Consider the following 20893-nt stretch of genomic DNA (forward strand, 5'->3'; position numbering starts at 1 on the left):
CCAGAACGCCGCCTCGACGGGTTTCTGAAACTTCGGATGCCCCGGCGAGCGGAGCTTCGGACGAACCGCCCTGTCCGCGGCCTGCTGACGACGAACCATCGAACACCTCCTGATAGAGGTGTTACGACGACCAGTTGAATTCACCTTGCACTCCGCGGTCGGAGTGGTGGATCAGCCCGGCCACGTCGTGGCCGGCACGCGACCGTGCCCACAATCCCATGTTCAGGGCGTCGAGGGCGAGGTCGGTGTGCATGGTGGTCGAGACCTGCCAGCCGACGACCATCCGCGAGAACACGTCCAGGACGAACGCCGCGTACACCCAGCCCGAGTGGGTGCGGATGTAGGTCAGGTCCGCCACCCACAACGCGTTCGGTGCCGCCGCGGTGAGCTGACGGTTGACCCGGTCAGCCGGCCGGGGTGTTTCAGCTCCCTCGCTGCGCGTGGTCTTGCGTGTCTTGAGTCTCGCTATCCCTTGCAGCCCATCGGCTTTCATCAATCGCTCGACGGTGCAGCGGGCAACACTATGGCCCTGTCTGCGCAATTGGGCATGCACCTTGCGGGCACCGTAGACGCCGAGGTTGTCGGCATGCACCGCGCGGACCTGGGTAAGGAGCTCCCGGTCACGCACCACACGAGGCGCCTCGGTCTTCTGGGGGCTCAGGTGGGCTCGTACCGTGGACGGAGCGATCTGGGCGGACGTATCGCGCAATGCCGCACAGATCGGATCGACTCCGTGTTCATCGCGGTGATGAGCCGCGACGAACTCCACGATCAGCGCTGTGGGCGGTCGATCTCCGCCGCAAAGAAAGCCGAAGCCTGCTTCAAGATCGTGTTCGCTCGCCGCAGTTCACGGTTCTCCCGCTCCAACGCCGCGATGCGGTCAGCGTCCTCACTCGTGGTGCCCGGGCGGACCCCGCCGTCGATCTCGGCCTGACGAACCCAATTGCGCAACGCCTCGGGATGGACTCCGAGCTGATCGGCGATCCGCTTGATCGCACCTCTCGACGAATCGGGATCTCGTCGCGCTTCACATGCCATCCGGGTGGCCCGGTCCTTGAGTTCCTCACTGTACTTGCGTGGTGCTGCCATGCTCTCCATACTTCACAGGTTCGAGAGCCTCCGACAGACCCGGGGCGGTTCAACTCGTCAACACCGACCAGTAACCACACCACAAGGGGGTCAAAATTCAACCGTCGATAAAGGGTCAGTTTTCAGCCGCCGTTGACAATCTCCGTGAAAGTGGGGATCAACATCGTCAACGCGGATCTCATGCGCCGTCGCGCTTTCACCCCGGCACTCCATGGCTTCCTCGACGTGATCCGGGACGGTCACCCCGACACGCCTTTGCTGCTGGTCACCCCGCTGTGGAGCCCGATCTTCGAACACACACCCGGGCCCGGAGCGTTCGACCCTGACGCGCTCTCCCGGGGAGAGACGAGATTCGTCGCTGTCGGCGACCCAGCGGAGGTCCGAAGTGGAAAGCTTGATCTCGCCACGATCCGCGCTGACATCGACCGGGTAGTTCAGGACCGTTCCGCGTCCGACCCGAACCTTTTCCAACTCGACGGAATGGCCCTCTATGGGGCGAGCGATGCACAGTCACATCCACTCCCAGACGACCTCCACCCTGATGCGGCCACCCACCGGCTTCTCGGGGAGAGGTTCGCCGAGGAGGTTTTCGGCGTTGAGGGGGCGATCCCCACCACAAGGTGACAGTGACTGCGTTGATCCAGTCGTTGCGTTGAGCGAGCCAGATCCCTAGCCTTCGTAGAGGATTCGATGAGCTGACTGATGCGTCGCGGCCGTCCGATGCCGCTCGTACGGCGCGCGCCCGTCGTGACCATGCCGTCGACCGGCTGATCCTGCCCCCGGCGCAGGCCGAGCTACACGTCCTCGTCGAGGATGTGCCGATCGAGTTGCTGAGGGGAGGCGGAGCGGGCGGCGAGGAGTCCGCCGATGCCGGGGATGAGGGAGAGCACCCAGACGATGTGTCGGTCACCGCGGACGAGGATCGCGGTGATGACGGTGGCCACGTACGCCAGGCCGTGCAGCGGCCCGAGAATCTGCGAGATCGCGGGGGCATGCACGGTGAGCATGTTGGCGAGCATGAGGATGAGGGTGACCAGTTCGGCCGTCCCTGCGATCTGGAGCATGCGGCGTGGACTCATAGCCCGACTCCCGTGGTCGATCCCGGCCGGTAGATCATGAGGACGACGACGATGGCCCACACCACGTTGAAGATCCCGGTGACCATGCTCAGGCTCCCCGGGATCCGGTCGAGCGAGGGCTGGGCCGGATCGGCTGCGTCGGGGTCGAGAGCGCGGACGAGGCGTGACTGTCTGGGCAGGATGAAGGCGATGAGCAGGACCGCGGCGATCGCGGTGAGGATCATCGACGCGATCAGCCACGCGTCGCCGAGGACGCCGATGCTCGCCGCTGTGGCCAGCCCGAACACGGGCACCAGGACGGCGATCACGCTGTAGACGCGGGTGACGCGGTGCAGGGTGCGTGCCACCGCGGCCTTTCGGGGATCGTACGGGGATGCCAGTGCGAGCCGGGCGAACCGGGGGAACATGCTCGCGGCGATCGCGACGGGCCCGATGGTGAGGATCGCGGCGAGGACGTGAACAGACAGCAGGAAGGCGCTCATCGGGTGACCCTCGCTCCGGTGACGTGGGTTTGCGGCAACCGTCCGGCTCGGGATACCCCGGTGAGGCTGTCGCCGGTGATGGTGACGTCGTAGTCGAGGTTGAGCCGGAGGGGCTTGGTGATCTGCTGTCTCCACGTGGCGTGCTGGCCATCTGGGGTGTCTTCGGTCACAAGGTCGGTCAGGGGGACTGCTTCGCCCGCGCCGTGCGCCGTCCCGGTGACCGAACCGTCATGTTCTTCGAAGTGGTAGTTGGCTTCGATGGTCCCGATGGGAGTTTTCATCCTCAGTCGCCAGTCACCGCAGATGGGGTTCATTCGCTTTGGTGTTCCTTTCGTTCTCAGGTCCGGATGCTCACGGCGTGGGGGCTTCGGGCACCGTGGCAGGGGCCTTGCCGGCGGCGCGCCAGACGGTGCCGCGTCGCTCGTACTCGAAGAGTTCCTCGACAGCGCGGGCGATCCGGGGTCCGAAGTGCCGTTCTAAGAGGTAGAGCGCCAGGTCGAGCCCGGAGGTGACGCCGCCGGCGGTGACGAGGTCGCCGTCGTCGACGACGCGGGCGTTGACCGCTGTCGCGCCGGTCGCCTCCAGCAGTGGCATTCCGAGGGTGTGGGTGACGACGTTGCGGCCCTCGCAGAGTCCGCCCATCGCCAGCGCGAGCGAGCCGCCGCACACTGCCGTGACCAGGACGTCGGGGTCGCGCATCGCGTTGGCGATGAGCGGGATCGCCCCGGTCGCCGCGAACCGTGCCAAAAGGACCGGGATCGTCTCGGCGCCCTCGTCGGGGTCGCCGTCAACCGGCCCGGATGCACCGGGCACGAGCACGATCCCCGGCCGGTGGGGATCGAGCGCCGCCGTCGCGCGGAGCCTGAGGCCCTGCGAGCCGGAGACGACATCGCGCGCCCCTTCGGCGCTGACCAGAGTGATGTCGAGTGCGTTGTCGAGGAAGTACTCGCTGCCTGCGACGAACACCTCGAACGGCGCGATCACATCGAGCGGATCAAACCCGTCGAACAGCACGATCTGCACGGACATCGACACGGGAACTCCCTTGCGTTGGCGGAAACGGCGGCGACGCTCTCGAGTCTCCGGCCTGTTCCGATCGGGCACAATCGGCCCGATGGCCAATAATCGCCGGAATCTGGCCACGCGTTCTGAACGTCAATCTCGCGCTTGAATATCTGTAGGATGCACGGTATGTACACCGTCGTCGCGCTCGCTCTTCCTGATGTGATCGCGTTCGATCTGGCCACCGCAGTGGAGACGTTTGGTCGTGTGACGCTCCCGGACGGGCGCCTGGCGTATCGGGTGATCGTCGCCGGGACGGCGCCCACGGTCGACGCGGGCCCCCTCCAGATCGCCACGAGCGTGGGTCTCGAAGCGCTGGAGCGAGCGGACACGATCATGGTTCCAGGGCGCAACGACGCGGCCGCGCCGCTCCCGGACGGCGTCGCGGACGCGCTCCGTGCGGCAGCGGCGGCGGGGACGCGCATCGCTTCGATCTGCGTGGGGGCGTTCGTGCTCGCAGACGCAGGGCTCCTCGATGGGCAGCGCGCGACGACCCACTGGCTCGCCACCGATCTGCTCGCACGACTGTTCCCGCGGGTGATCGTGGAGCCGGATGTGCTCTACACCGACAATGGGCAGGTGCTCACTTCGGCGGGTGCGGCCGCAGGGCTGGACCTGTGCCTGCACATGATCCGTCGGGACTTCGGTGCAGCGGTCGCCGCCCACGCGTCACGGTTGGCGGTCGCGCCGCTGCACCGCACAGGAGGGCAGGCGCAGTTCATCGTCCGGAATCCGCCCACCTACCGCACCGCCACGCTGGAGGACGTGCTCGTGTGGATAGAGGAGAACGCCCACCGTTCGCTCACGCTCGCCGACATCGCAACAGCAGCCCACACGAGCATCCGTACTCTGACCCGACGTTTTCACCAGGAGACCGGGCAGGCTCCCATGGAATGGGTCACCGGTGTGCGCATCCGGCACGCGCAGGAGCTGCTGGAGACCACCGACCACAGCATCGAGCGCATCGCCCGACAGGTCGGCTTCAGCAGCCCCAGCGCCTTCCGCGACCAGTTCCGCCGCGCCACCCGAGTCTCTCCCAGCGAGTACCGCGCAACATTCTCCGGCCGTCCGCCATACGACAACCACGAGGCGACCCGGTGAACACCGCGGGTGAGCAGGTCCGTGCGCGGTGTCGTTAGCGCGAGGCCAACACCGCCGCTGACGTCAGCGCCTCCGGAGGTGATCCGTGGGGTGTGCTGATCTGGGCCCAGAGGTCGTCGAGGGACAGGCCGAGCACGATGGCGACCGCGGCAACGGTGGGAAACGCTGGTGTGGCGACCCTGCCGGTCTCGATCTTGCGCAACGTCTCGGGGGAGATCCCCGCCTCGATCGCGACGTCAAGGATCGAACGTGGACCGCGCGCGACACGGAGTAGTTCTCCGAGCCGCTGCCCGCGTTTGACGTCCTCGCGAGTGAGCGGCAATCTGACCATTCCACCAATACTAATCACGGTATAGTCGTACCGGTATAAGTATTGGAGACCTGGCGGGAAGGTGCCGGATGATCGAGATCCTCACTCCGAGCGAGCTGGACCGGGCGCGGGTCACCGGCCGCATCGTCGGCGACGTTCTCCAGCGCCTCAAGGCCCGCTGCCGGGTCGGGACGAACCTGCTCCAGGTTGACCAGTGGGCGCGGGAGATGATCGATGCTGCCGGTGCGACCTCATGCTACGTCGACTATGCGCCCTCGTTCGGGCGCGGTCCCTTTGGGCACTACATCTGCACCGCCGTCAACGACGCCGTGCTGCACGGCATGCCACGCGACTACCGCCTCGCGGATGGGGACCTGCTCACCCTCGACCTCGCGGTCATCAAGGACGGGGTCGCGGCGGACGCCGCGATCAGCTTCATCGTCGGCGACACCCGCAACCCGCAGGACGTCGCGATGATCGACGCCACCGAACGGGCGCTGGTGGCCGCGATTCATATTGCCGCGCCGGGGTTGCGGCTGGGGGACCTCTCGCACGCGATCGAGCAGGTGCTGTCGGGCGCCGGCTACCTGATCAATACCGAGTTCGGTGGTCACGGCATCGGATCGACGATGCACCAGGACCCGCACGTGTCCAACAAGGGACGACCCGGCCGAGGATACCGGCTGCGGCCCGGGCTGCTGCTGGCCTTGGAGCCGTGGGTGATGGCCGATACCGACCGGCTCATCACCGACCCGGATGACGGGTGGACGCTGCGCAGTGCAACCGGATGCCGCACCGCCCACACCGAGCACACCATCGCGATCACCGACCATGGCGCCGAGATCCTCACCCTCCCACAGCAATAGGTGCCCCGATAGCGTCACCGGCACCCGCCGCTGCCCGCGTGCGCGGTCAGGACACCCGCGCAGGCGTGGCGAGGGCGGTGTCTGTGTCCTCTTTGGCGAGTCGAGCGTTGACGACGCCACCGGTGATGGCCCCGGCCCCGAGTGACATCGCCACGTTCGCGCCAGGGTCGACGACGTTCCCGGCAGCCCAGATACGTTCGTGGCTGGTCTGACCGGTGCGGTCGACGCTGAGGAACGAGCCGACGGGAGTGTCGACGCGGTCGAGGTCCAGCCCGGCGACGAACTCGTCAAGCGGGTGTAGGGTGCCCGCGGTGAAGATCGCATCGACGGAGGCGGTGCGGCCGTCCGCAAGCGCGACCTGTGAGATCGCGGGGGCGGGCCCGTGAATCTCGGTGACAGGCGCCGGTTCGATCCGGATGCCGCGCGCGGCCAGGCGCTTCTCGTCGTCGGCGGAGAGGTCGCCTGCGCCTGCGGAGAAGAAGGTGACCTGGTCGCTGAGCTGTCGCACGAGCTCCACCTGGTGCAGGGCGAGCGGTGAGGTGGCAAGCACGCCCAGGTGCTGGTTGCGAACCTCCCACCCATGACAGTACGGGCAGTGCAGCACCGTCTTGCCCCACCGCTCGGCCAGCCCGCCGATCGCGGGCAGGTCGTCCCGCAGCCCGGTGGCGATGACTAGCGTACGCGCCTGGTGGGCGGAACCATCATCCGCGGTCACGCGCACCCCGGCGGGTACGTTGGTGACCTCCCGCACGGTCCCGTCATGGAAGACCACTCCGTAGCCCTGGGCTTCGGCGCGCCCGAGCCGGCGCAACTCGGACGGGGGGAGCCCGTCATGGCCGAGCACGCCGTGCATGTGCGCGGCGAAACGATTGCGCGGACTGCCCGCATCGATCACGAGCACACGACGGCGAGAGCGCCCGAGCATCACCGCCGCGGTCAACCCCGCCGGACCTGCGCCGACTATCACTGCATCCCAAAGTTCTTCTGCCATACCGGCATCCTCCGGCCAGGTCTGGCAGAATAGCAAGGAAACTTGCAGTAATGGCAAAGAAGGGAAAGCGGACATGGAGAGCGCACGGATCGGGTCGAGGCTGCGCGCGATCCGCCGATCACAGGGTCTGACCCTGGAGGAGCTAGCAGCCGCCGCAGGCATGTCGGTAAGCACGCTTTCGCGTTTGGAATCGGGTAAACGTCAGGCGAATCTCGAACTGCTTGTGCCGTTGACGCGACGGCTCGGTATCCGAGTTGACGACCTGGTCGCTGACGAACGTCCCGACCCGCGGGTGCGCAGGCCGCCGATCCGCCGCGACGGTCTGGTTATCGTCCCCCTGGCCCCCGAACATGCACCGGTCATGACCTACCGCATCACATACCCACCACGGCCGCAGGCGCCCGAACCGCGGGTGCACGACGGTTATGAGTGGATCTATGTGCTGAGCGGTCGGCTCCGGCTTATCCTCGGGGACCAGGATCTCGTTCTCGAGCCGGGCGAAGCCGCGGAGTTCGACACCCGCACCCCCCACAGCATGAGCGCCGCAGGATCAGACAGCGCCGAAGCGATCAGCATCTTCAATCGCGACGGCGCCAGAATCCACACCCACACCACCCCACAGGATTAGGCCCTCGGGTGCCAGACCGCCTGAACCTGACTGCCACCCTCCGGGTCACCACGCCTCTTGCAGATCGAGGGCGCTGCGCGTTCGGTCGTGTCGCATCTGATGCGACAGGCATCGTCTCGCTCACCTCCCGAGTGAGCGGGGCTGCGAGTTCCCCAGCGCCGCAGGAAGAAACGGCTCACCGGAATCGGGACCGCGGTTGGGGCGATGTGCCCAATCCGGCCGAACGTGATCTGGGCGATGGACTTCCAATTCGACACCACCGCCGACGGCCGAACCATCAAAATACTCAACGTGATCGACGAGTTCACCCGCGAAGCCCTGGCGATCCACGTCGCCCGCGTCATCAACGCCGATGGCGTGGTTGATGTTCTCGACCGCCTGGCCCTGATACATGGTCCACCGTGCTACGTGCGGTTCGACAACGGACCGGAATTCGTCGCTCACGCCGTCAACGACTGGTGCCGATTCAACGGCACCGGATCACTATTCATCGACCCCGGCTCCCCGTGGCAGAACGCCTGGATCGAATCGTTCAACGGCCGCCTGCGCGACGAGCTGCTCAACTCCTGGCCCTTTGACTCCCTGCGCGAAGCCCGGGTCATCATCGAAGACTGGAGGATCGACTACAACGCCAACCGACCCCATTCGGCCCACCACGGACTCACCCCCGCCGAGTTCGCCCTACAGTGGACCACGACCCACCAACCCCAAGCCGCATAGCGACTGGACCATCGAATGGGTCCCCCTCAGCGTCGTCAACACCGAGTTCTTCGAGTTCGTCGCACAGCGTGCGCGCCCACAGATGCGGATCCTCGGCCAGGCGTGCGGTCACGTAGGGCGCGAACGGTTCGAACGGATCCTCATCCGGCTTCTTGCGTTGGCCCGGTGAGCGCACCCCGTTCAGATACGCCCGGATGGTCTTGCGGTCATGCCCGGTATGGCGGGCGATCGCCGAGATCGACCACCCCCGTTTGCGTAGTGCGTGTACTTCCACATCATCCTCCCATGTCAACATGAGAAAGCGGGCCTCCCTGGAGCTGGTGCGTGGTCAGAGACCATCAGCATCTCGGGAGGCCCGCCTTCGCTGGCGGAGCCACACGGGTGGGCAACTTAGGTGAGCATCACTGGGGAATTTCGATGAGCGCCGTCAGAGGGGCTGTCCTGTCCTTCCACCATCCGTTTCGAAGGTGGAAGGACAGGGTCGTGAGCGCGCGCTCAGTCGGCCGGCGACACCTCGGCGCCGCCGACGCTGAGCACGACGCGTGCGCCGTGCGGGACCGACTCGACGAGGCGCAGCTGCGCGAGCGCCGGATGGGCATCGAGCAGACGACCTGCGTTGGCGAGTGCGCGCAGGGACGCCGTCTCGGCGCGGGCTGCCTCGAGTTTCGCCAGGCCGCGCGTCTTCGCGGTGACCAGTTCGAGTGCGGCGCTGCGGACCTCGGCCGGCAGGATGACGTCGCGGATCACGACGCCGAGCACGACGAGGCCGAGGCGGGCGCCGACATCGGCGGCCGCCGATTGGATCGCCTCGACGTCGAGCGTGTCGCCGCGGCGGATCAGGTCGTCGGCGGTGACGGACGCGCACGTCTCGCGCAGCGCGAGCTGAGCCGCCAGATAGACCGAGGCGACCGGGTCCTCGGCCCGGTCGACTAATGCGACCGGGTCGGTGACGCGGATGCGCAACGACATCGAGACACGGACCGACATCGCGTCGGCCGTGAGCACCTCCTGAGCCGCGACCGGGACGAGTCGCTCACGCATGTCGATGCTCCGTGCCGAATGCGGGGTGCGGACGAGGTGACGGCCCGGCTCCAGGGTCGTCACCGTGTCACCGCGATAGGCCAGCACGACGTGTCCCGGCAGGACCGTGATCGTGGTGAAGAACAGCATCGCGATCCTCCTTCCCGTTGCGCCGCAATGCCTGTCGTCAGGTGATCCCGGGGCTCATGGCACGGCGGCGCCGCTCGCGGGCGGCCCGGCCGGTGGGGTCGATCGTCGCGGTCACGAGGACCGGGGGCGTCGACCGCAGGACCGACCGCGCCCGGGTGTCCCGGGAGCGGCGCCGGTCAGGACTCGAACCTGGGGGCCGTGGCCCTTACCATGTGTGAACCATTGGGAGACACGAGTTTCCGACGCGCAGGAACGCCGTGCGGTAGCCCGCTCGGGCCTGCTTGTCTCGTGCCGAGCGAGAACTATGCCACCGGAACGACACCGCGGGCAATCGATTATCGGCGGCCGGTCTCCCCGCCCGATGCTCGAGTGCACATCAGGAGACCCCGCAGGGTGGTGGAGCGTGGCGTCCGACCCGGCGTCTCCGCACCCGCCCGCGGGCACCTGCCGTGGGCCGGGCGTCGACACCCGCAGTCGCAGCGCGGAACTCAGCGTGTGAGGAACGAGGTGACCGCCGCCTCGAAGGCGTTCTTGGCCTCGATCATCACCCAGTGCCCGCACTTGGGGAAGATGTGCAACTCGGCGTCGGGGATGAGGCGCATCGGGACCAGCGCCATGTCCGGCGGGCTCACGCGGTCGTCGCGGCCCCAGGTGAGCATCGTCGGGCACGCGACCTTGTGCATGCTCGCCCAGTACGGCGGGGTGTCGGAGGCGGCCATGAACTTCTGTTGCATCTCGAAAGCCGCTGAGCCGTACATCATCTGGGCGGTCTTCTGGGCGTCGGGGTTGATCGCCGCCTGCCATCGCTCCTCGATGAGCTCGTCGGTGATCAGCGACCGGTCGTAGACCATCGAGTTCAGCCACCGGACGAGCTTGTCCTTGTCGGGGGCGTCGGTGAACTCCTGCAGGAGACGCAGGCCCTCACTCGGGCTGGGGCTGAACAGGTTCGGCCCGACGCCGCCGATGGTGACGAGCTTCTCCACACGGTCGGGCTTCTTGATGGCGAGGTTGACGCCGACGACGCCGCCCATCGAGTTTCCGATCATGGCGGCCTTGTCGATGCCGAGGGCGTCCATGAAACGGATGACCGAGCCGCCCGCGGTCAGGACCGGATGCCCTTCCACGGGGTCGCTCACGCCGAAGCCGGGGAACTCGAGGACGTAGCAGTGGTGGGTCTGCGCGAAGTGACCGAGGTTGCCGCGGTAGTTCCGCCAGCCGGTGACGCCCGGGCCCGAACCGTGCAGCAGGATCAGCGGCGGCGCGTCGGCGTCGCCCGCCTCATGGTAGCGCAGGGTTCCCTGGTCGGTCGGCAGTTCCCGTTTGGTCGCTTCGTAGCTCACATCCACGCGAACAGAGTAGAACGTGTTCTAATCCGTTGTCACGGGTGTTCGTGATCGTGTCCCTGACCTCGGGTGATGTGCCCGACGCCGATGATGTCGTGGAGGATGCGGTGCACGATGGCGTCGCCGACGACCTCGTAGTGGACCCGGCGGCCGACCTTCTCCGACCGCACCCAACCCTGGTCGCGAAGGGCGCGGATCGACTGGGACGCCGCGTTCTCGGTGATGCCGATGGCCGAGGCCAGCTCGGCCACCGTCGATCCCGGGTGCGCATGCATCTCGGCCACGATCCTCAGTCGGGTCGGGTCGCTGAGCAGGGTGAAACGCGCAGCCCACGAGTCCGCGTCGAAGTCGGCCGCGGCGTGCCTCTCTGCGTGTCCCACCCTCTCGATATACACCAGCGGGCGGTCGCATCGGTGGTGGAGTGGCGGCGGACGTGTGTCTGCGCGAACATGTGTCTGTGACGACACGTATTGGCCGCCGGTCCGACCGCCGCGGACGGCGGGTGCTCGTCGCCGCGCTCGCCGCCGCCGTCGCCCTCGGCGGTCTCGCCGCCTGTTCGGGAGACGCCGGCCCCGGCCGCGGGCCAACGGATCGGATTGTCCTCGCCGAGGCGCAGGCGCCGGGCGAGTTCAATCCGCTGCTCGGCTACGGCCGACTGGGGGTGTCGCCGATCTACGAGGGTCTCCTGGCACCCGGCGCCGACTCCGACGAGCGCTTGCCCGACCTCGTGCCGGCACTGGCGGCGTCGAGGCCGGAACGCATCGCACCCCGGGTGTGGCGGGTCCCGCTCAAGACCGGAGTGACCTTCTCCGACGGCACGCCGTTCGACTCCGCCGACGTGGTCGCCACCTATCGTGCGGCCGTCGACCCGGCGGTCGCGTCGGCGGTCTCCACCTATCTCGCCCCGATCGTCGAGATGAAAGCCGATGGGCCGCAATCGGTCACGGTGACCATGGCCACCGATGCCGACCCGTCTCCGTATCTGCTCCTGGGTATCGTCCCCGCCGAGCGCGTGGAGCGGATCCCCGCCGCACAGTGGGCGCTCAACACCGACCCGGTCGGAACCGGGCCGTACCGCCTGGACTCGCTCGATCCCGACCAGGCGATCCTCGTCGCTCGCGAAGACCATCGCGACGGGACGCCGGCGATGCGACGCGTCGTGTACACGCATGTGCCCGACGACAACAGCCGGGCGCAGCTCCTGCAGACCGGGGAGGTCGACGGGGCGAGCCTGCCGCCGCGCCTCGCCGCCGGCTTCGAGGGACGCGACGACCTGGACGTCGTGGACGTGGCCTCTGCCGACTGGCGAGGCGTCTCGCTGCCGGCCCGCAACGACTTCACCGCCGATCCGGCGGCACGCCGCGCGATGAACCTGGGGATCGACCGAAAGGCGTTGGTGGAAGACGTGCTCGACGGCGACGGGGAACCGGCGAGCACACCGATCTCCCGCGCATACGGGGACGCCTACGACGAATCGGCGCAGTTCCCGTACGACCGGGATGCCGCACAGCGCGTCCTGGACGCGGCCGGCTGGCGGCCCGGTGAGGACGGAATCCGGGTCCGCAACGGGGTCCGCGCCTCGTTTCCGTTGCTGTACAACGCCGGCGACACGCTCCGCCGCGACCTCGCGGTGGCCTTCGCCGCGGCGATGAAGAAGATCGGCGTCGAGGTGCTGACCCGCGGCACCAGCTGGGACGAGATCGAGACGAAGCTGGCAACCGCCGGTGCCCTGCTCGGCGGCGGCGAGACGCCGTACAGCATCGACTCACAGGTCTACGACGCCCTCCACACCCGGGTGCCCGGCTCCTCGCCGTACTCCAACCCCGGTGACTTCACCGCCCCCGGACTCGACGAGATGCTCGACGCCGCACGGGAATCCGCTCCCGGACCGGGAAACGACGAACGCTATCGCCGCATCCAGCAGATCTACTCCGCAGAGCCGTCCCAGGTCTTCCTCGCCTTCGTCCATCACACCTACGTCGCCCGCAGTGCCGGCTGGACGCATGACGCGCCGATCCTCGAGCCCCACTCGCACGGGGTGATCTGGGGGCCGTGGTGGAACCTCCCGTCCTGGTCGCCGGAGGCCTGACGTGACCACGCAGCTGGCCCCGAACACGCAATCGCCTGGCGAAGAGGTTGCAGCGCAGCGTTGTTCGTCGGATTCCGGGAGCGTCCCCCGCCGCACGCGGGGGCGTCGCGTCGTCGGACTCCTGGGGCGTCGGCTGCTGATGATGATCCCGACCGTCGTGCTGGTCTCCCTCGGGGTGTTCGCGGTCGCGGCCGCGTCGCCGTTGGATCCGTTGACCGAGCACCTCGGCGACGACTACCAGTCGGCGACGGCGTCGCAGCGTGAGGCGGTGACGCAGGCCCACGGTCTCGACGGTCACTGGTTCGGCGCGTGGTGGCGGTGGTGGGGCGACGTCTTCTCCGGCGACGCCGGATGGTCATCCACGCAGAGCCGACCGGTGACGGACGTGATCGTCGACCGTCTGCCGTTCACACTGGGGATGTCGTTGCTCGCGCTGCTGTTCGCCACGGTGATCGCGATCGTTCTCGGCGCTCTCACCGGCATGCGACGTGGCGGCCTGCTCGACCGGGTGTGCACGGGTGCGGCCGCGATGCTCGCCGCCACACCGCCGTTCGTCGTCTCGCTGGTGCTCGTGAGCGTCTTCGCGGTGGGGCTCGGATGGCTCCCCGCAGCGGGCGCCCGGCGCCCGGGCGACGCGTACACCGTGGCGGGGCTGTTCACCCACGGGGTGCTGCCCTGTCTGGCGCTGACCATCTCGATGATCCCGTGGCTGTTGCTGACGATGCGGGCCGCCGTCGTCGATGCCGCGGCCTCCGAGGCCGTGCGGGGCGCCCGCGCCCGCGGGATCGGCGGTTGGGCGCTGCTGCGGGGGCACGTGGTCCCGGTCTCGGTGCTGCCCACCCTGGCCCTCCTGGGAACACGGCTGCCCGAACTCGTCGCCGGTGCGGCGATCGTGGAGAGCGTGTTCGGCTGGCCCGGTCTCGCCGAGGCGCTCGTGGATTCGGCGGTGGCGCTGGACTTCTCGCTGCTCGCACCGCTGGCGGTCGGCTCGGCGGTCCTGGTCCTGATCGGGTCGGCGGTCTCGGACGCCGCGGCGGTGTGGATCGACCCGCGGATCGGACTGCGCGCGTGACCGCGACGATCGGCGCGGCCGGCGGCACCGGGGCGGCCTTCGGGCGGGCCGGACGGTTGCTGCCGTGGGCGGTGCTGGTGGTCGTGGCGGCCGTCGCGCTCGGCTGGCCGATGCTCGCGGGCGAGCAGGCCGCCGACTTCGGCCGGGCACTGCGGGCTCCCGGCGCGGGCACCCTGCTGGGAACCGACCACTCCGGCTACGACCTGGGGGTCCGCACGGCGGAGGGCCTGCGGATCTCCCTGCTGATCGCCCTCGCATGCGCGGTCCTGGCGACCGTTCTCGGCGTGGTCGTCGGCGTCGCATCGGTGACGGCCGGCGGATGGGTGGACGCCGTCGTGATGCGCGTCGTGGACGGGGTCAACGCCCTGCCGCATCTCGTCGTCGGGGTGGTCATCGCCGCGATGTGGCGCGGCGAGCCGGTCGCGATCATCGCGTCGATCGCGCTCACGCACTGGCCCGCCGTCGCCCGGGTGGTGCGGGCGGAACTGCTCGAGGCGCGCACCGCCGGCTGGGTGGAAGCGGCGCGCCTGGCCGGGGCGTCGCGCACCTTCATCGCGACCCGCCACCTGGGGCCGGCCGTCGGCGGGCAGGTCCTGGTGGCCATGACCGTGCTGCTGCCGCACGCGGTGTGGCACGAGACGACGCTGTCCTTCCTCGGCGTCGGCCTGTCCCCGGACGAGGCGAGCCTGGGGACGCTGCTCGGACAGGCGCGCGGCGATGTGCTCACCGGCGCGTGGTGGACCCTGGTCGTGCCGGGTGCGGCGCTGATGGTCACGGCGCTCGCATGCGCGGCCGCCGCCTCCTCGCTGCGCCGGGCGTCGACCCCGCCGGCCGGGGAGGTGTGGCGGTGAGCGCCCGGCTGGACGGGGTGAGCGTCGACATCGCGACCGGACGGGGCCGGCGTGCTCCGCGGGCGCGTGTCCTCGACGACGTGACGCTCGACGTGCCCGCCGGCGCGGTGTCGGTGCTGATCGGGGAATCGGGGTGCGGGAAATCGATGGTCGCGGCCGCGTTGTGCGGGTTGCTACCCGCCGGGGCGGCGGTGACCGGCCGGCTGTGGCTGGACGGCGAGCAGCTGGATGGCGAGCAGATCGCCGGGCGGGACCCGCGGTGGCGGGGACTGCGCGGGAAGCGCGTCGGGCTGGTGCCGCAGTCGGCGGCCACGTCGTTCACCCCCGTCCGGACGATCGGAGCGCAGCTTGAGGAGGTGATCGGCGTGCTCGGCGGAACACGCGACGCGGTGGAGCTGTGCCGGACCGTGCACCTGGACCCGGCCGCGCTGCAGCTGTATCCGCACGAGCTGTCCGGTGGGATGGCCCAGCGGGCCGCGATCGCCGCAGCGCTGGCCGGCGACCCGCTCGTACTGGTGGCCGACGAACCGACCTCGGCTCTCGATCCCGAGCTCGGCTCGTCGATCTGGGCTCTGCTCGCCGACACCGCGAGTCGCGGTGTGGCCGTCCTCGTGATCACCCACGACATCGACGCGCTGACCGGTGGTTGTGACTCGATCGCCGTCATGCGGGCCGGACGGGTCGTCGACCGGGGGCCGGTCGCCGCGCTCAGGGATTCCGGCGACGAGTACGTCGGCGCCTTCTTCGAGCCGGTCGCATGAGGGTCGCGCTCGCCGGACGGGGGCTCGCCGCACGCCACGGGGACACGGAGGTGTTCTCCGGCGTGGACATCCGCGTCGACGCCGGGACCGTCGTCGGCGTGGTCGGCCGGTCCGGGAGCGGCAAGACCACGCTGCTGCGCATCCTCGCCGGACTCGCCGCACCGGCGGCGGGCAGGGTCGAGCATGTGGGTTTCGGGTATGGGCCCGGTGACATCGGCCTGCTGTCCCAGCACCCCCGGCTGGTGACCAACCCGCGGTGGGCGCTGCGGCGCATCGTCGGTGAACCCGCGGCGATCGCCGGCGCCGGCTGCGACGTCGAGGCGATCGCCGATCGCGTCGGCCTCGATCCCGCGCTGCTCGACCGTCGGCCGTCGCAGGTGTCCGACGGTCAGGTGCAGCGCGCCTGCCTGGGACGACTGATGGTGCAGAAGCCGCGATTCGTCCTCGCCGACGAGCCGACCGCGATGCTCGACCCGATCTCGACGCGTGCGGTGATCGCGCTGCTGCAGCAACTCGTCGACGACGGCGCCGGGATGGTGCTGGTCAGCCACCAGCGCCGGATCGTCGAAGCGCGCAGTGGCCGGGTGGTGGAGCTGGACGGGCGGTGACCGATCCGACCTGCCGGAGGTCTCGCTCCTACGTCTGCAGCCGGACGGCGTCGTCCTCGCCCATGGCGTCCTCGAGGACCTCTGGCGAGTAGTCGACGTCGATCTCGGCGACCGAGCGGCCGCGCGCGGACTCGATCGCCGAGACGCGACGCTGGGCCCGGTCGGCGGCGTACTCCAGGAACTCGTTGTTGTCGAGCCCGAACGGCTGCTCGTCGAACTGCTCGTTGACCCAGTCGATCATGCCCAGGGCCAGCGGCAGCAGCTCGTTCATCCGCTCGCCCACGGTCTCCCACAGGGAGTCGTCGGCGGCGACGTGGCGACGGCACGTGAAGGTGCCCCACGCCATGTGCCGCCGCTCGTCGTCGCTGATGAAGCGGATCAGAGTCTGCATCCCCGGGAAGATGCCGAAGCGGGAGCAGACCTTCTGCCAGGCGTGGTAGCCGGTGAGGGCGAGGCTGCCCTCGATCACGTGGTTGTAGGTGACGCTCGCACGGATCTGGTTGCGCGGCGACGGGTCGTGGTCGAGGGCGTGGAGCGACTCGGGCAGCTCCTCGTAGAAGAGGCGTCGGTAGTTGGGGTTGTCGGCGACGAAGGACTGCAGGTCCCCGGTGAGCCCGACGGTGTCCATCCACATGCGGAACACCTGCGTGTGCTTGGCCTCTTCGAAACAGAACTGCGACAGGTACATCTCGTCGCCGAAGCGTCCCTCGGCCGCCATCGCCTTCATGAAGGGTTGGATGTCCTGGGTCACGGCCTCCTCGCCGGCGATGAACTGGCTGACGAGATACGTTGCGCTGCGGCGCTGCTCGTCGTTGAGTTCCTCCCAGTCCTGGGCGTCGCGCGAGAAGTCGATCGCGATCGGATCCCAGAAGCGAGAGTTGCCTTTGATGAAGAGACGCAACGGAAATGAGTCCCAGTTGAGACCTCCCCGCCGCAACGACGAGAAGTCCTCGCGGTGAGACTCCGTGTGCTCGATCAGGGTCATTGGATCACCAGCCAGCCGACGAAGAGATGGGAATACCCGACGCTAACGCTTTCCCGCCGCGCGGGCATCAACTTCGCTGAATTATCTTGGCGGAACTGAACTTATGGCACGGGATCGAGGGCCGGGCCGATCAGGCCGCCGACGAATCGGCGGTGGCGTCTTCCTTCTTCGCGAGCGCACTCGGCCACCAGATCCTGGGTCCGATGTCGAGGGTGAGGGCGGGGACCAGCAACGTGCGCACGATGAGCGTGTCGATGAGGACGCCGAAGGCGACGAGGAAGGCCACCTGCACCAGGAACATCAGCGGGATCACGGCCAGGGCCGCGAACGTCGCCGCCAGCACGACGCCGGCGGAGGTGATGACGCCGCCGGTCGCGGTGAGACCGCGGATCATGCCGATCCGCGTGCCGCTGCGCAGCGCCTCCTCCCGCACGCGCGTCATGAGGAAGATGTTGTAGTCGATGCCCAGCGCGACGAGGAACACGAATGCGAACAGCGGGACCACCGGGTCGGCGCCCGGGAAGCCGAACGGGCCGTTGAACAGGAGCGCCGCCACGCCCAGGGTCGTGGCGAAGGACAGCACCGTCGACGCCAGCAGGATCAGGGGCGCGACGATGCTGCGCAGCAGGGCCACCAGCACTACGAACACGACGATCAGGACGATCGGGATGATCAGGTTCCGGTCGTGGATCGCGGTCTCGCGGGTGTCGAGGTCGATGGCGCTCGTGCCGCCGACCAGTGCGTCCGCGTCCGGGATGTCGTGGACCGCGGAGCGGATGTCGGCGACGGTGTCTTGGGCGGCCAGCGACTCGGCGTTGTCGGTCAGGGTCGCCGAGATCGCGACCTTGCCGTCGCGCACCATCGGCGCCCCGTTCTCCTCCATGAACTGCGCCGACGCCACGCCGTCGGTGGCGCGGACGGCGTCGAGAACGGCGGTGCCGGCGCCCTGGTCGGCGATGACGTAGGTCGGGGTGCCGCTGCCGGCGTCGAAGTGCCTCGCCTGGATCTCCGCACCCTCGACCGACTCCACGGTGCCCATGAAGAAGTCGCTCGACGCGATGCCGTCGGCCTTGAACGCCGGGGCGAACGCGGCGCCGATGAGCAACACCACGAGGGTGCCGACCCAGATGACGCGCGGCTTGGACGCGACCACGTCGGCGATCCGCTTCCACAGGCGATGGGCGGTGCCGGTGTCCGGATCGGTGTCGGGCGCGTACGCGGGACGCAGCGGCCAGAACGCGGTGCGGCCGAGCAGGGTGAGCGCCGCCGGCAGGAAGGTCATCGACGCCAGGAAGGAGGCGACGATGCCGATGGCCGCGATCGGACCGAGGCTCTTGTTGGAGTTCAGGTCACTGAGCAGCAGACACAGGACACCGGCGATCACGGTGCCGGCCGACGCCGCGATCGGCTCGATCGTCGCGCGCCAGGCCTGCCGGATCGCCGCGTACTTGTCCTCGGTGGTGATCAGCTCCTCCCGGAAGCGGGAGACCAGCAGCAACGCGTAGTCGGTGGCGGCGCCGAAGACGAGGATGAACAGGATGCCCTGGCTCTGGCCGTTGAGGTCGAGGACGCCCTGCTTGGTGAGGAAGTAGACCAGGCCCGACGCGAGACCGAGCGCGAACACCGCGGAGATGATGACGACGAACGGCAGGATCGGGCTGCGGTAGACGACGATCAGGATGAGGATGACCACCGCGCCCGCGACGAGTAGCAGCAGGCCGTCGATGCCGGCGAAGGCCTCGCCCAGGTCGGCCACCTGCCCGGCCGGACCGGTGACCTTGACGGTCAGGCCGTCCGGGGCGTTCGCGAGCTTGTCCCGCAGGGTCTCCACGGTCTCGGCCGGGTCGTCGGAGGAGGACACCGGGACGAAGACCTCGGCGGCCTGACGGTCGGCCGACGGGATCGGGGGCGAGACCGCGTCCCCGAATCCGGGGGTCCCGGCCAGCCCGGAGGTCGTGGACTGTAGGAACTGCAGGTCGCCGGGCGTGATCCCGCTCGGCCGCTCGGCGATCACGATGGCGGGGATCTCGTCGGTGTCCTGGAAGTCGGCGAGCAGCTTCTGCACCTGCGTCGACTCCGCCGACGCGGGGAGGAACGTGCTGTTGTCGTTGCTCGAGACGCCCGCGAGCTTGCCGGCGAACGGGCCGGTGACGCCGCCGATGATCAGCCACCCCAGCAGCAGGAGTGCCGGGATCAGCCAGCGCAGCTTCGGGGTGGGGCGGGGACGCGAAACGGTCTTGTCCGGCATGGGGTCATCGTTCCACGTCGTCGCACCGGAATCCGTGGAAGGGCTCGAGGACGGTCGCATGCACCGGATTCGGCGCCCGTGGCGGGGCGGATGGGATCGGGTCGATCACGTGACACGGATCGCGTGAATCGCCTGCGAACGACATCGTCGGTGGTCCAGCATGTGACGTACGTCGCATAAGCAGTCGGCGATATCTGACGCACGTTCCAGGGCGCACGAGCAAGGAGCACATGTGAAGACCAAGGGTGCAATTCTCCGGAATCCGGGTGAGGAATGGAAGATCGAGGAGTTCGAACTCGGCGATCCGGTACCCGGCGAGGTCCAGGTGAGGCTGGTCAGTTCGGGTCTGTGCCACAGCGACCATCACCTTCGCACCGGCGACAGCCCCGCACCCATGCCGGTGCTCGGCGGTCACGAGGGTGCGGGCGTCGTGACCAAGGTCGGTCCGGGCGTCACCCGCCTGAAGGAGGGTGACCACGTCGTCACCGCGTTCATCCCGGCCTGCGGCACCTGCGAACCCTGCTCGCGGGGCCAGCAGAACATCTGCGACGAGGGTGCCAGACTCCTCACCGGACTCTCGATCGCCGACGACACCCACCGGGCGCACACCCACGACGGTCTGCCCCTCGTGCAGATGTGCATGCTCGGGACGTTCGCTCCGTACATCACCGTCAACCAGGCCTCGCTGGTGAAGATCGAGGACGACATCCCGCTGCAGACCGCGGCGCTGCTCGGCTGCGGCGTCGCGACCGGCTGGGGCTCGGCGGTCGAGATCGGCGGGACGCATGCCGGCGACACCGTGGTCGTGGTCGGCATCGGCGGCGTCGGCATCAACGCGGTCCAGGGTGCCGCGGCGGCCGGTGCCCGCCACGTCATCGCCGTCGATCCAGTGCCCTTCAAGCTGCAGATGGCCGAGGAGATGGGCGCGACGCACACCTTCTCCTCGATGGAGGAGGCGCTCGAGGCGCTCGGCGACATCACGTGGGGGCGGATGGCCAACACGACGATCCTCACCGTCGGCGAGATCGACGGGTCGATGATCGCCCCGGCGCTCGCCCTCACCGGCAAGGGCGGCCAGGTCGTCGTCGTGGGCATGGGCAACTTCGCGGCGATGGACGCGCAGATGAACCTCTTCGACCTGACTCTCATGCAGAAGCGGGTCCAGGGCGCGATCTTCGGCGGCGCGAGCCCGCGCACGCAGGTGCCCGCGCTGCTCAACGAATACCGCGCGGGCAAGCTGAACCTCGACGATCTGGTCACCAAGACCTACCGGCTCGACCAGATCAACGAGGCATACGACGACATGCTGGCGGGCAACAACATCCGCGGCATGGTCGTCTACGGGGACGACGACTACTGATGAGATGCCGATGAGCGACGGACCATGACCACCGGGGTCCGGCCGGGTGCAACACCCGGAGCAGGGCCGGACCCTGTG

Annotated in this window: 23 protein-coding genes, 2 pseudogenes and 1 other annotated feature; of the genes and pseudogenes, 11 read left to right on the plus strand and 14 right to left on the minus strand. The window is 68.7% G+C overall.

What is annotated here, in order from left to right; all coding sequences use genetic code 11:
• Positions 1-121: 121 nt before the first annotated feature.
• A complete protein-coding gene (locus tag ABFT43_RS00005) occupies positions 122-769 on the minus strand; it encodes an IS3 family transposase (protein ID WP_347958362.1) in 648 nt (215 codons plus the stop codon).
• Positions 680-811, minus strand: a sequence feature (AL1L pseudoknot). (Overlaps the previous gene by 90 nt.)
• Positions 772-1089 carry a transposase gene (locus ABFT43_RS00010; RefSeq protein ID WP_004022138.1) on the minus strand — a complete coding sequence of 106 codons (318 nt, stop codon included), beginning with the start codon at positions 1087-1089 and terminating at the stop codon, positions 772-774. Its footprint overlaps the feature before it by 40 nt.
• Positions 1090-1233: 144 nt before the next feature.
• Here ABFT43_RS00010 and ABFT43_RS00015 point away from each other — a divergent pair, with 144 nt between their 5' ends.
• Positions 1234-1713 carry an SGNH/GDSL hydrolase family protein gene (locus ABFT43_RS00015; protein WP_347958363.1) on the plus strand — a complete coding sequence of 160 codons (480 nt, stop codon included), beginning with the start codon at positions 1234-1236 and terminating at the stop codon, positions 1711-1713.
• Positions 1714-1883: 170 nt separating this feature from the next.
• Here the strand turns inward: ABFT43_RS00015 and ABFT43_RS00020 are convergent, their stop codons facing one another.
• The 4 genes from ABFT43_RS00020 to ABFT43_RS00035 are packed head-to-tail and all read right to left on the minus strand — an operon-like array spanning position 1884 to position 3679.
• On the minus strand, positions 1884-2153 hold the full coding sequence (locus ABFT43_RS00020; RefSeq protein WP_347958364.1) for a hypothetical protein: 270 nt from the start codon (positions 2151-2153) through the stop codon (positions 1884-1886).
• A gap of 11 nt (positions 2154-2164) precedes the next feature.
• Positions 2165-2650: a hypothetical protein gene (locus ABFT43_RS00025; protein WP_347958365.1), complete on the minus strand. Its 486-nt coding sequence runs from the start codon at positions 2648-2650 to the stop codon at positions 2165-2167.
• Entirely contained in the window at positions 2647-2964 is a 318-nt protein-coding gene (locus ABFT43_RS00030; RefSeq protein ID WP_222114211.1) for a hypothetical protein, read from the minus strand. The genes ABFT43_RS00025 and ABFT43_RS00030 overlap by 4 nt, the downstream gene beginning before the upstream one ends.
• A 37-nt stretch (positions 2965-3001) precedes the next feature.
• Positions 3002-3679 (minus strand): DJ-1/PfpI family protein, encoded by a 678-nt coding sequence (locus tag ABFT43_RS00035; protein ID WP_347958366.1) that lies wholly within the window; start codon positions 3677-3679, stop codon positions 3002-3004.
• 162 nt (positions 3680-3841) lie between these two features.
• Between ABFT43_RS00035 and ABFT43_RS00040 the strand changes: the two genes are divergently transcribed.
• Positions 3842-4813 carry a GlxA family transcriptional regulator gene (locus tag ABFT43_RS00040; protein ID WP_347958367.1) on the plus strand — a complete coding sequence of 324 codons (972 nt, stop codon included), beginning with the start codon at positions 3842-3844 and terminating at the stop codon, positions 4811-4813.
• Between the two features lie 34 nt (positions 4814-4847).
• On the opposite strand, the gene ABFT43_RS00045 is transcribed toward ABFT43_RS00040, so the two are convergent.
• On the minus strand, positions 4848-5144 hold the full coding sequence (locus ABFT43_RS00045) for a helix-turn-helix transcriptional regulator (protein WP_006902578.1): 297 nt from the start codon (positions 5142-5144) through the stop codon (positions 4848-4850).
• 68 nt (positions 5145-5212) lie between these two features.
• Here ABFT43_RS00045 and map point away from each other — a divergent pair, with 68 nt between their 5' ends.
• A complete protein-coding gene (gene map, locus ABFT43_RS00050; RefSeq protein WP_109239680.1) occupies positions 5213-5989 on the plus strand; it encodes a type I methionyl aminopeptidase in 777 nt (258 codons plus the stop codon).
• Positions 5990-6035: 46 nt separating this feature from the next.
• On the opposite strand, the gene ABFT43_RS00055 is transcribed toward map, so the two are convergent.
• The gene (locus ABFT43_RS00055; RefSeq protein WP_347958368.1) at positions 6036-6980 is read right to left on the minus strand and encodes an NAD(P)/FAD-dependent oxidoreductase; all 945 of its coding nucleotides are present in this window, start codon (positions 6978-6980) and stop codon (positions 6036-6038) included.
• Between the two features lie 73 nt (positions 6981-7053).
• Between ABFT43_RS00055 and ABFT43_RS00060 the strand changes: the two genes are divergently transcribed.
• Positions 7054-7608, plus strand: coding sequence for a helix-turn-helix domain-containing protein (locus ABFT43_RS00060; RefSeq protein WP_006902582.1), 555 nt, complete (start codon positions 7054-7056; stop codon positions 7606-7608).
• Positions 7609-7746: 138 nt separating this feature from the next.
• Positions 7747-8328: pseudogene (locus ABFT43_RS00065) on the plus strand (integrase core domain-containing protein); the annotation flags it as partial.
• Between the two features lie 40 nt (positions 8329-8368).
• Here ABFT43_RS00065 and ABFT43_RS00070 read toward each other — a convergent pair.
• The 4 genes and pseudogenes from ABFT43_RS00070 to ABFT43_RS00085 form a co-directional block, all read right to left on the minus strand.
• A pseudogene (locus ABFT43_RS00070) lies at positions 8369-8623 on the minus strand (helix-turn-helix domain-containing protein); the annotation flags it as partial.
• A 200-nt stretch (positions 8624-8823) separates the two neighbouring features.
• Positions 8824-9498, minus strand: a complete 675-nt coding sequence (locus ABFT43_RS00075) for a slipin family protein (RefSeq protein WP_347958369.1) — start codon at positions 9496-9498, stop codon at positions 8824-8826.
• A 488-nt stretch (positions 9499-9986) separates the two neighbouring features.
• Positions 9987-10844 (minus strand): alpha/beta fold hydrolase, encoded by an 858-nt coding sequence (locus ABFT43_RS00080; RefSeq protein ID WP_347958370.1) that lies wholly within the window; start codon positions 10842-10844, stop codon positions 9987-9989.
• Between the two features lie 32 nt (positions 10845-10876).
• Positions 10877-11221, minus strand: a complete 345-nt coding sequence (locus ABFT43_RS00085; RefSeq protein ID WP_347958371.1) for an ArsR/SmtB family transcription factor — start codon at positions 11219-11221, stop codon at positions 10877-10879.
• A gap of 77 nt (positions 11222-11298) precedes the next feature.
• Here ABFT43_RS00085 and ABFT43_RS00090 point away from each other — a divergent pair, with 77 nt between their 5' ends.
• The 5 genes from ABFT43_RS00090 to ABFT43_RS00110 are packed head-to-tail and all read left to right on the plus strand — an operon-like array spanning position 11299 to position 16222.
• On the plus strand, positions 11299-12930 hold the full coding sequence (locus ABFT43_RS00090) for an ABC transporter substrate-binding protein (RefSeq protein WP_347958372.1): 1632 nt from the start codon (positions 11299-11301) through the stop codon (positions 12928-12930).
• A gap of 1 nt (position 12931) precedes the next feature.
• Positions 12932-14002, plus strand: a complete 1071-nt coding sequence (locus ABFT43_RS00095) for an ABC transporter permease (RefSeq protein WP_347958373.1) — start codon at positions 12932-12934, stop codon at positions 14000-14002.
• Complete coding sequence (locus ABFT43_RS00100) at positions 13999-14853, plus strand: ABC transporter permease (RefSeq protein WP_457590079.1); 855 nt, start codon at positions 13999-14001, stop codon at positions 14851-14853. The genes ABFT43_RS00095 and ABFT43_RS00100 overlap by 4 nt, the downstream gene beginning before the upstream one ends.
• Positions 14850-15614, plus strand: coding sequence for an ATP-binding cassette domain-containing protein (locus tag ABFT43_RS00105; protein ID WP_347958374.1), 765 nt, complete (start codon positions 14850-14852; stop codon positions 15612-15614). Before ABFT43_RS00100 ends, ABFT43_RS00105 begins: the two co-directional genes overlap by 4 nt.
• The gene (locus tag ABFT43_RS00110; protein WP_347958375.1) at positions 15611-16222 is read left to right on the plus strand and encodes an ATP-binding cassette domain-containing protein; all 612 of its coding nucleotides are present in this window, start codon (positions 15611-15613) and stop codon (positions 16220-16222) included. Before ABFT43_RS00105 ends, ABFT43_RS00110 begins: the two co-directional genes overlap by 4 nt.
• A gap of 28 nt (positions 16223-16250) precedes the next feature.
• Here the strand turns inward: ABFT43_RS00110 and ABFT43_RS00115 are convergent, their stop codons facing one another.
• Both ABFT43_RS00115 and ABFT43_RS00120 read right to left on the minus strand, forming a co-directional pair.
• Positions 16251-17207, minus strand: coding sequence for a R2-like ligand-binding oxidase (locus ABFT43_RS00115; protein ID WP_347958376.1), 957 nt, complete (start codon positions 17205-17207; stop codon positions 16251-16253).
• Between the two features lie 130 nt (positions 17208-17337).
• Positions 17338-19455 carry an MMPL family transporter gene (locus ABFT43_RS00120; protein ID WP_347958377.1) on the minus strand — a complete coding sequence of 706 codons (2118 nt, stop codon included), beginning with the start codon at positions 19453-19455 and terminating at the stop codon, positions 17338-17340.
• A gap of 232 nt (positions 19456-19687) precedes the next feature.
• On the opposite strand from ABFT43_RS00120, the gene ABFT43_RS00125 reads away from it, so the two are divergent.
• The gene (locus ABFT43_RS00125) at positions 19688-20815 is read left to right on the plus strand and encodes an NDMA-dependent alcohol dehydrogenase (RefSeq protein WP_347958378.1); all 1128 of its coding nucleotides are present in this window, start codon (positions 19688-19690) and stop codon (positions 20813-20815) included.
• Positions 20816-20893: the final 78 nt, after the last annotated feature.

Origin of the sequence: Gordonia aurantiaca, assembly GCF_039939235.1 — a bacterium.
Taxonomy (GTDB): Bacteria; Actinomycetota; Actinomycetes; order Mycobacteriales; family Mycobacteriaceae; genus Gordonia.

Coding starts and splice junctions, on each gene's coding strand:
- ABFT43_RS00010 (WP_004022138.1), bottom strand. CDS start 1,089: ATGGCAGCACCACGCAAGTACAGTGAGGAACTCAAGGACCGGGCCACC.
- ABFT43_RS00020 (WP_347958364.1), bottom strand. CDS start 2,153: ATGCTCCAGATCGCAGGGACGGCCGAACTGGTCACCCTCATCCTCATG.
- ABFT43_RS00025 (WP_347958365.1), bottom strand. CDS start 2,650: ATGAGCGCCTTCCTGCTGTCTGTTCACGTCCTCGCCGCGATCCTCACC.
- ABFT43_RS00030 (WP_222114211.1), bottom strand. CDS start 2,964: ATGAACCCCATCTGCGGTGACTGGCGACTGAGGATGAAAACTCCCATC.
- ABFT43_RS00035 (WP_347958366.1), bottom strand. CDS start 3,679: ATGTCCGTGCAGATCGTGCTGTTCGACGGGTTTGATCCGCTCGATGTG.
- ABFT43_RS00040 (WP_347958367.1), top strand. CDS start 3,842: ATGTACACCGTCGTCGCGCTCGCTCTTCCTGATGTGATCGCGTTCGAT.
- ABFT43_RS00045 (WP_006902578.1), bottom strand. CDS start 5,144: ATGGTCAGATTGCCGCTCACTCGCGAGGACGTCAAACGCGGGCAGCGG.
- map (WP_109239680.1), top strand. CDS start 5,213: ATGATCGAGATCCTCACTCCGAGCGAGCTGGACCGGGCGCGGGTCACC.
- ABFT43_RS00055 (WP_347958368.1), bottom strand. CDS start 6,980: ATGGCAGAAGAACTTTGGGATGCAGTGATAGTCGGCGCAGGTCCGGCG.
- ABFT43_RS00060 (WP_006902582.1), top strand. CDS start 7,054: ATGGAGAGCGCACGGATCGGGTCGAGGCTGCGCGCGATCCGCCGATCA.
- ABFT43_RS00075 (WP_347958369.1), bottom strand. CDS start 9,498: ATGCTGTTCTTCACCACGATCACGGTCCTGCCGGGACACGTCGTGCTG.
- ABFT43_RS00110 (WP_347958375.1), top strand. CDS start 15,611: ATGAGGGTCGCGCTCGCCGGACGGGGGCTCGCCGCACGCCACGGGGAC.
- ABFT43_RS00115 (WP_347958376.1), bottom strand. CDS start 17,207: ATGACCCTGATCGAGCACACGGAGTCTCACCGCGAGGACTTCTCGTCG.
- ABFT43_RS00120 (WP_347958377.1), bottom strand. CDS start 19,455: ATGCCGGACAAGACCGTTTCGCGTCCCCGCCCCACCCCGAAGCTGCGC.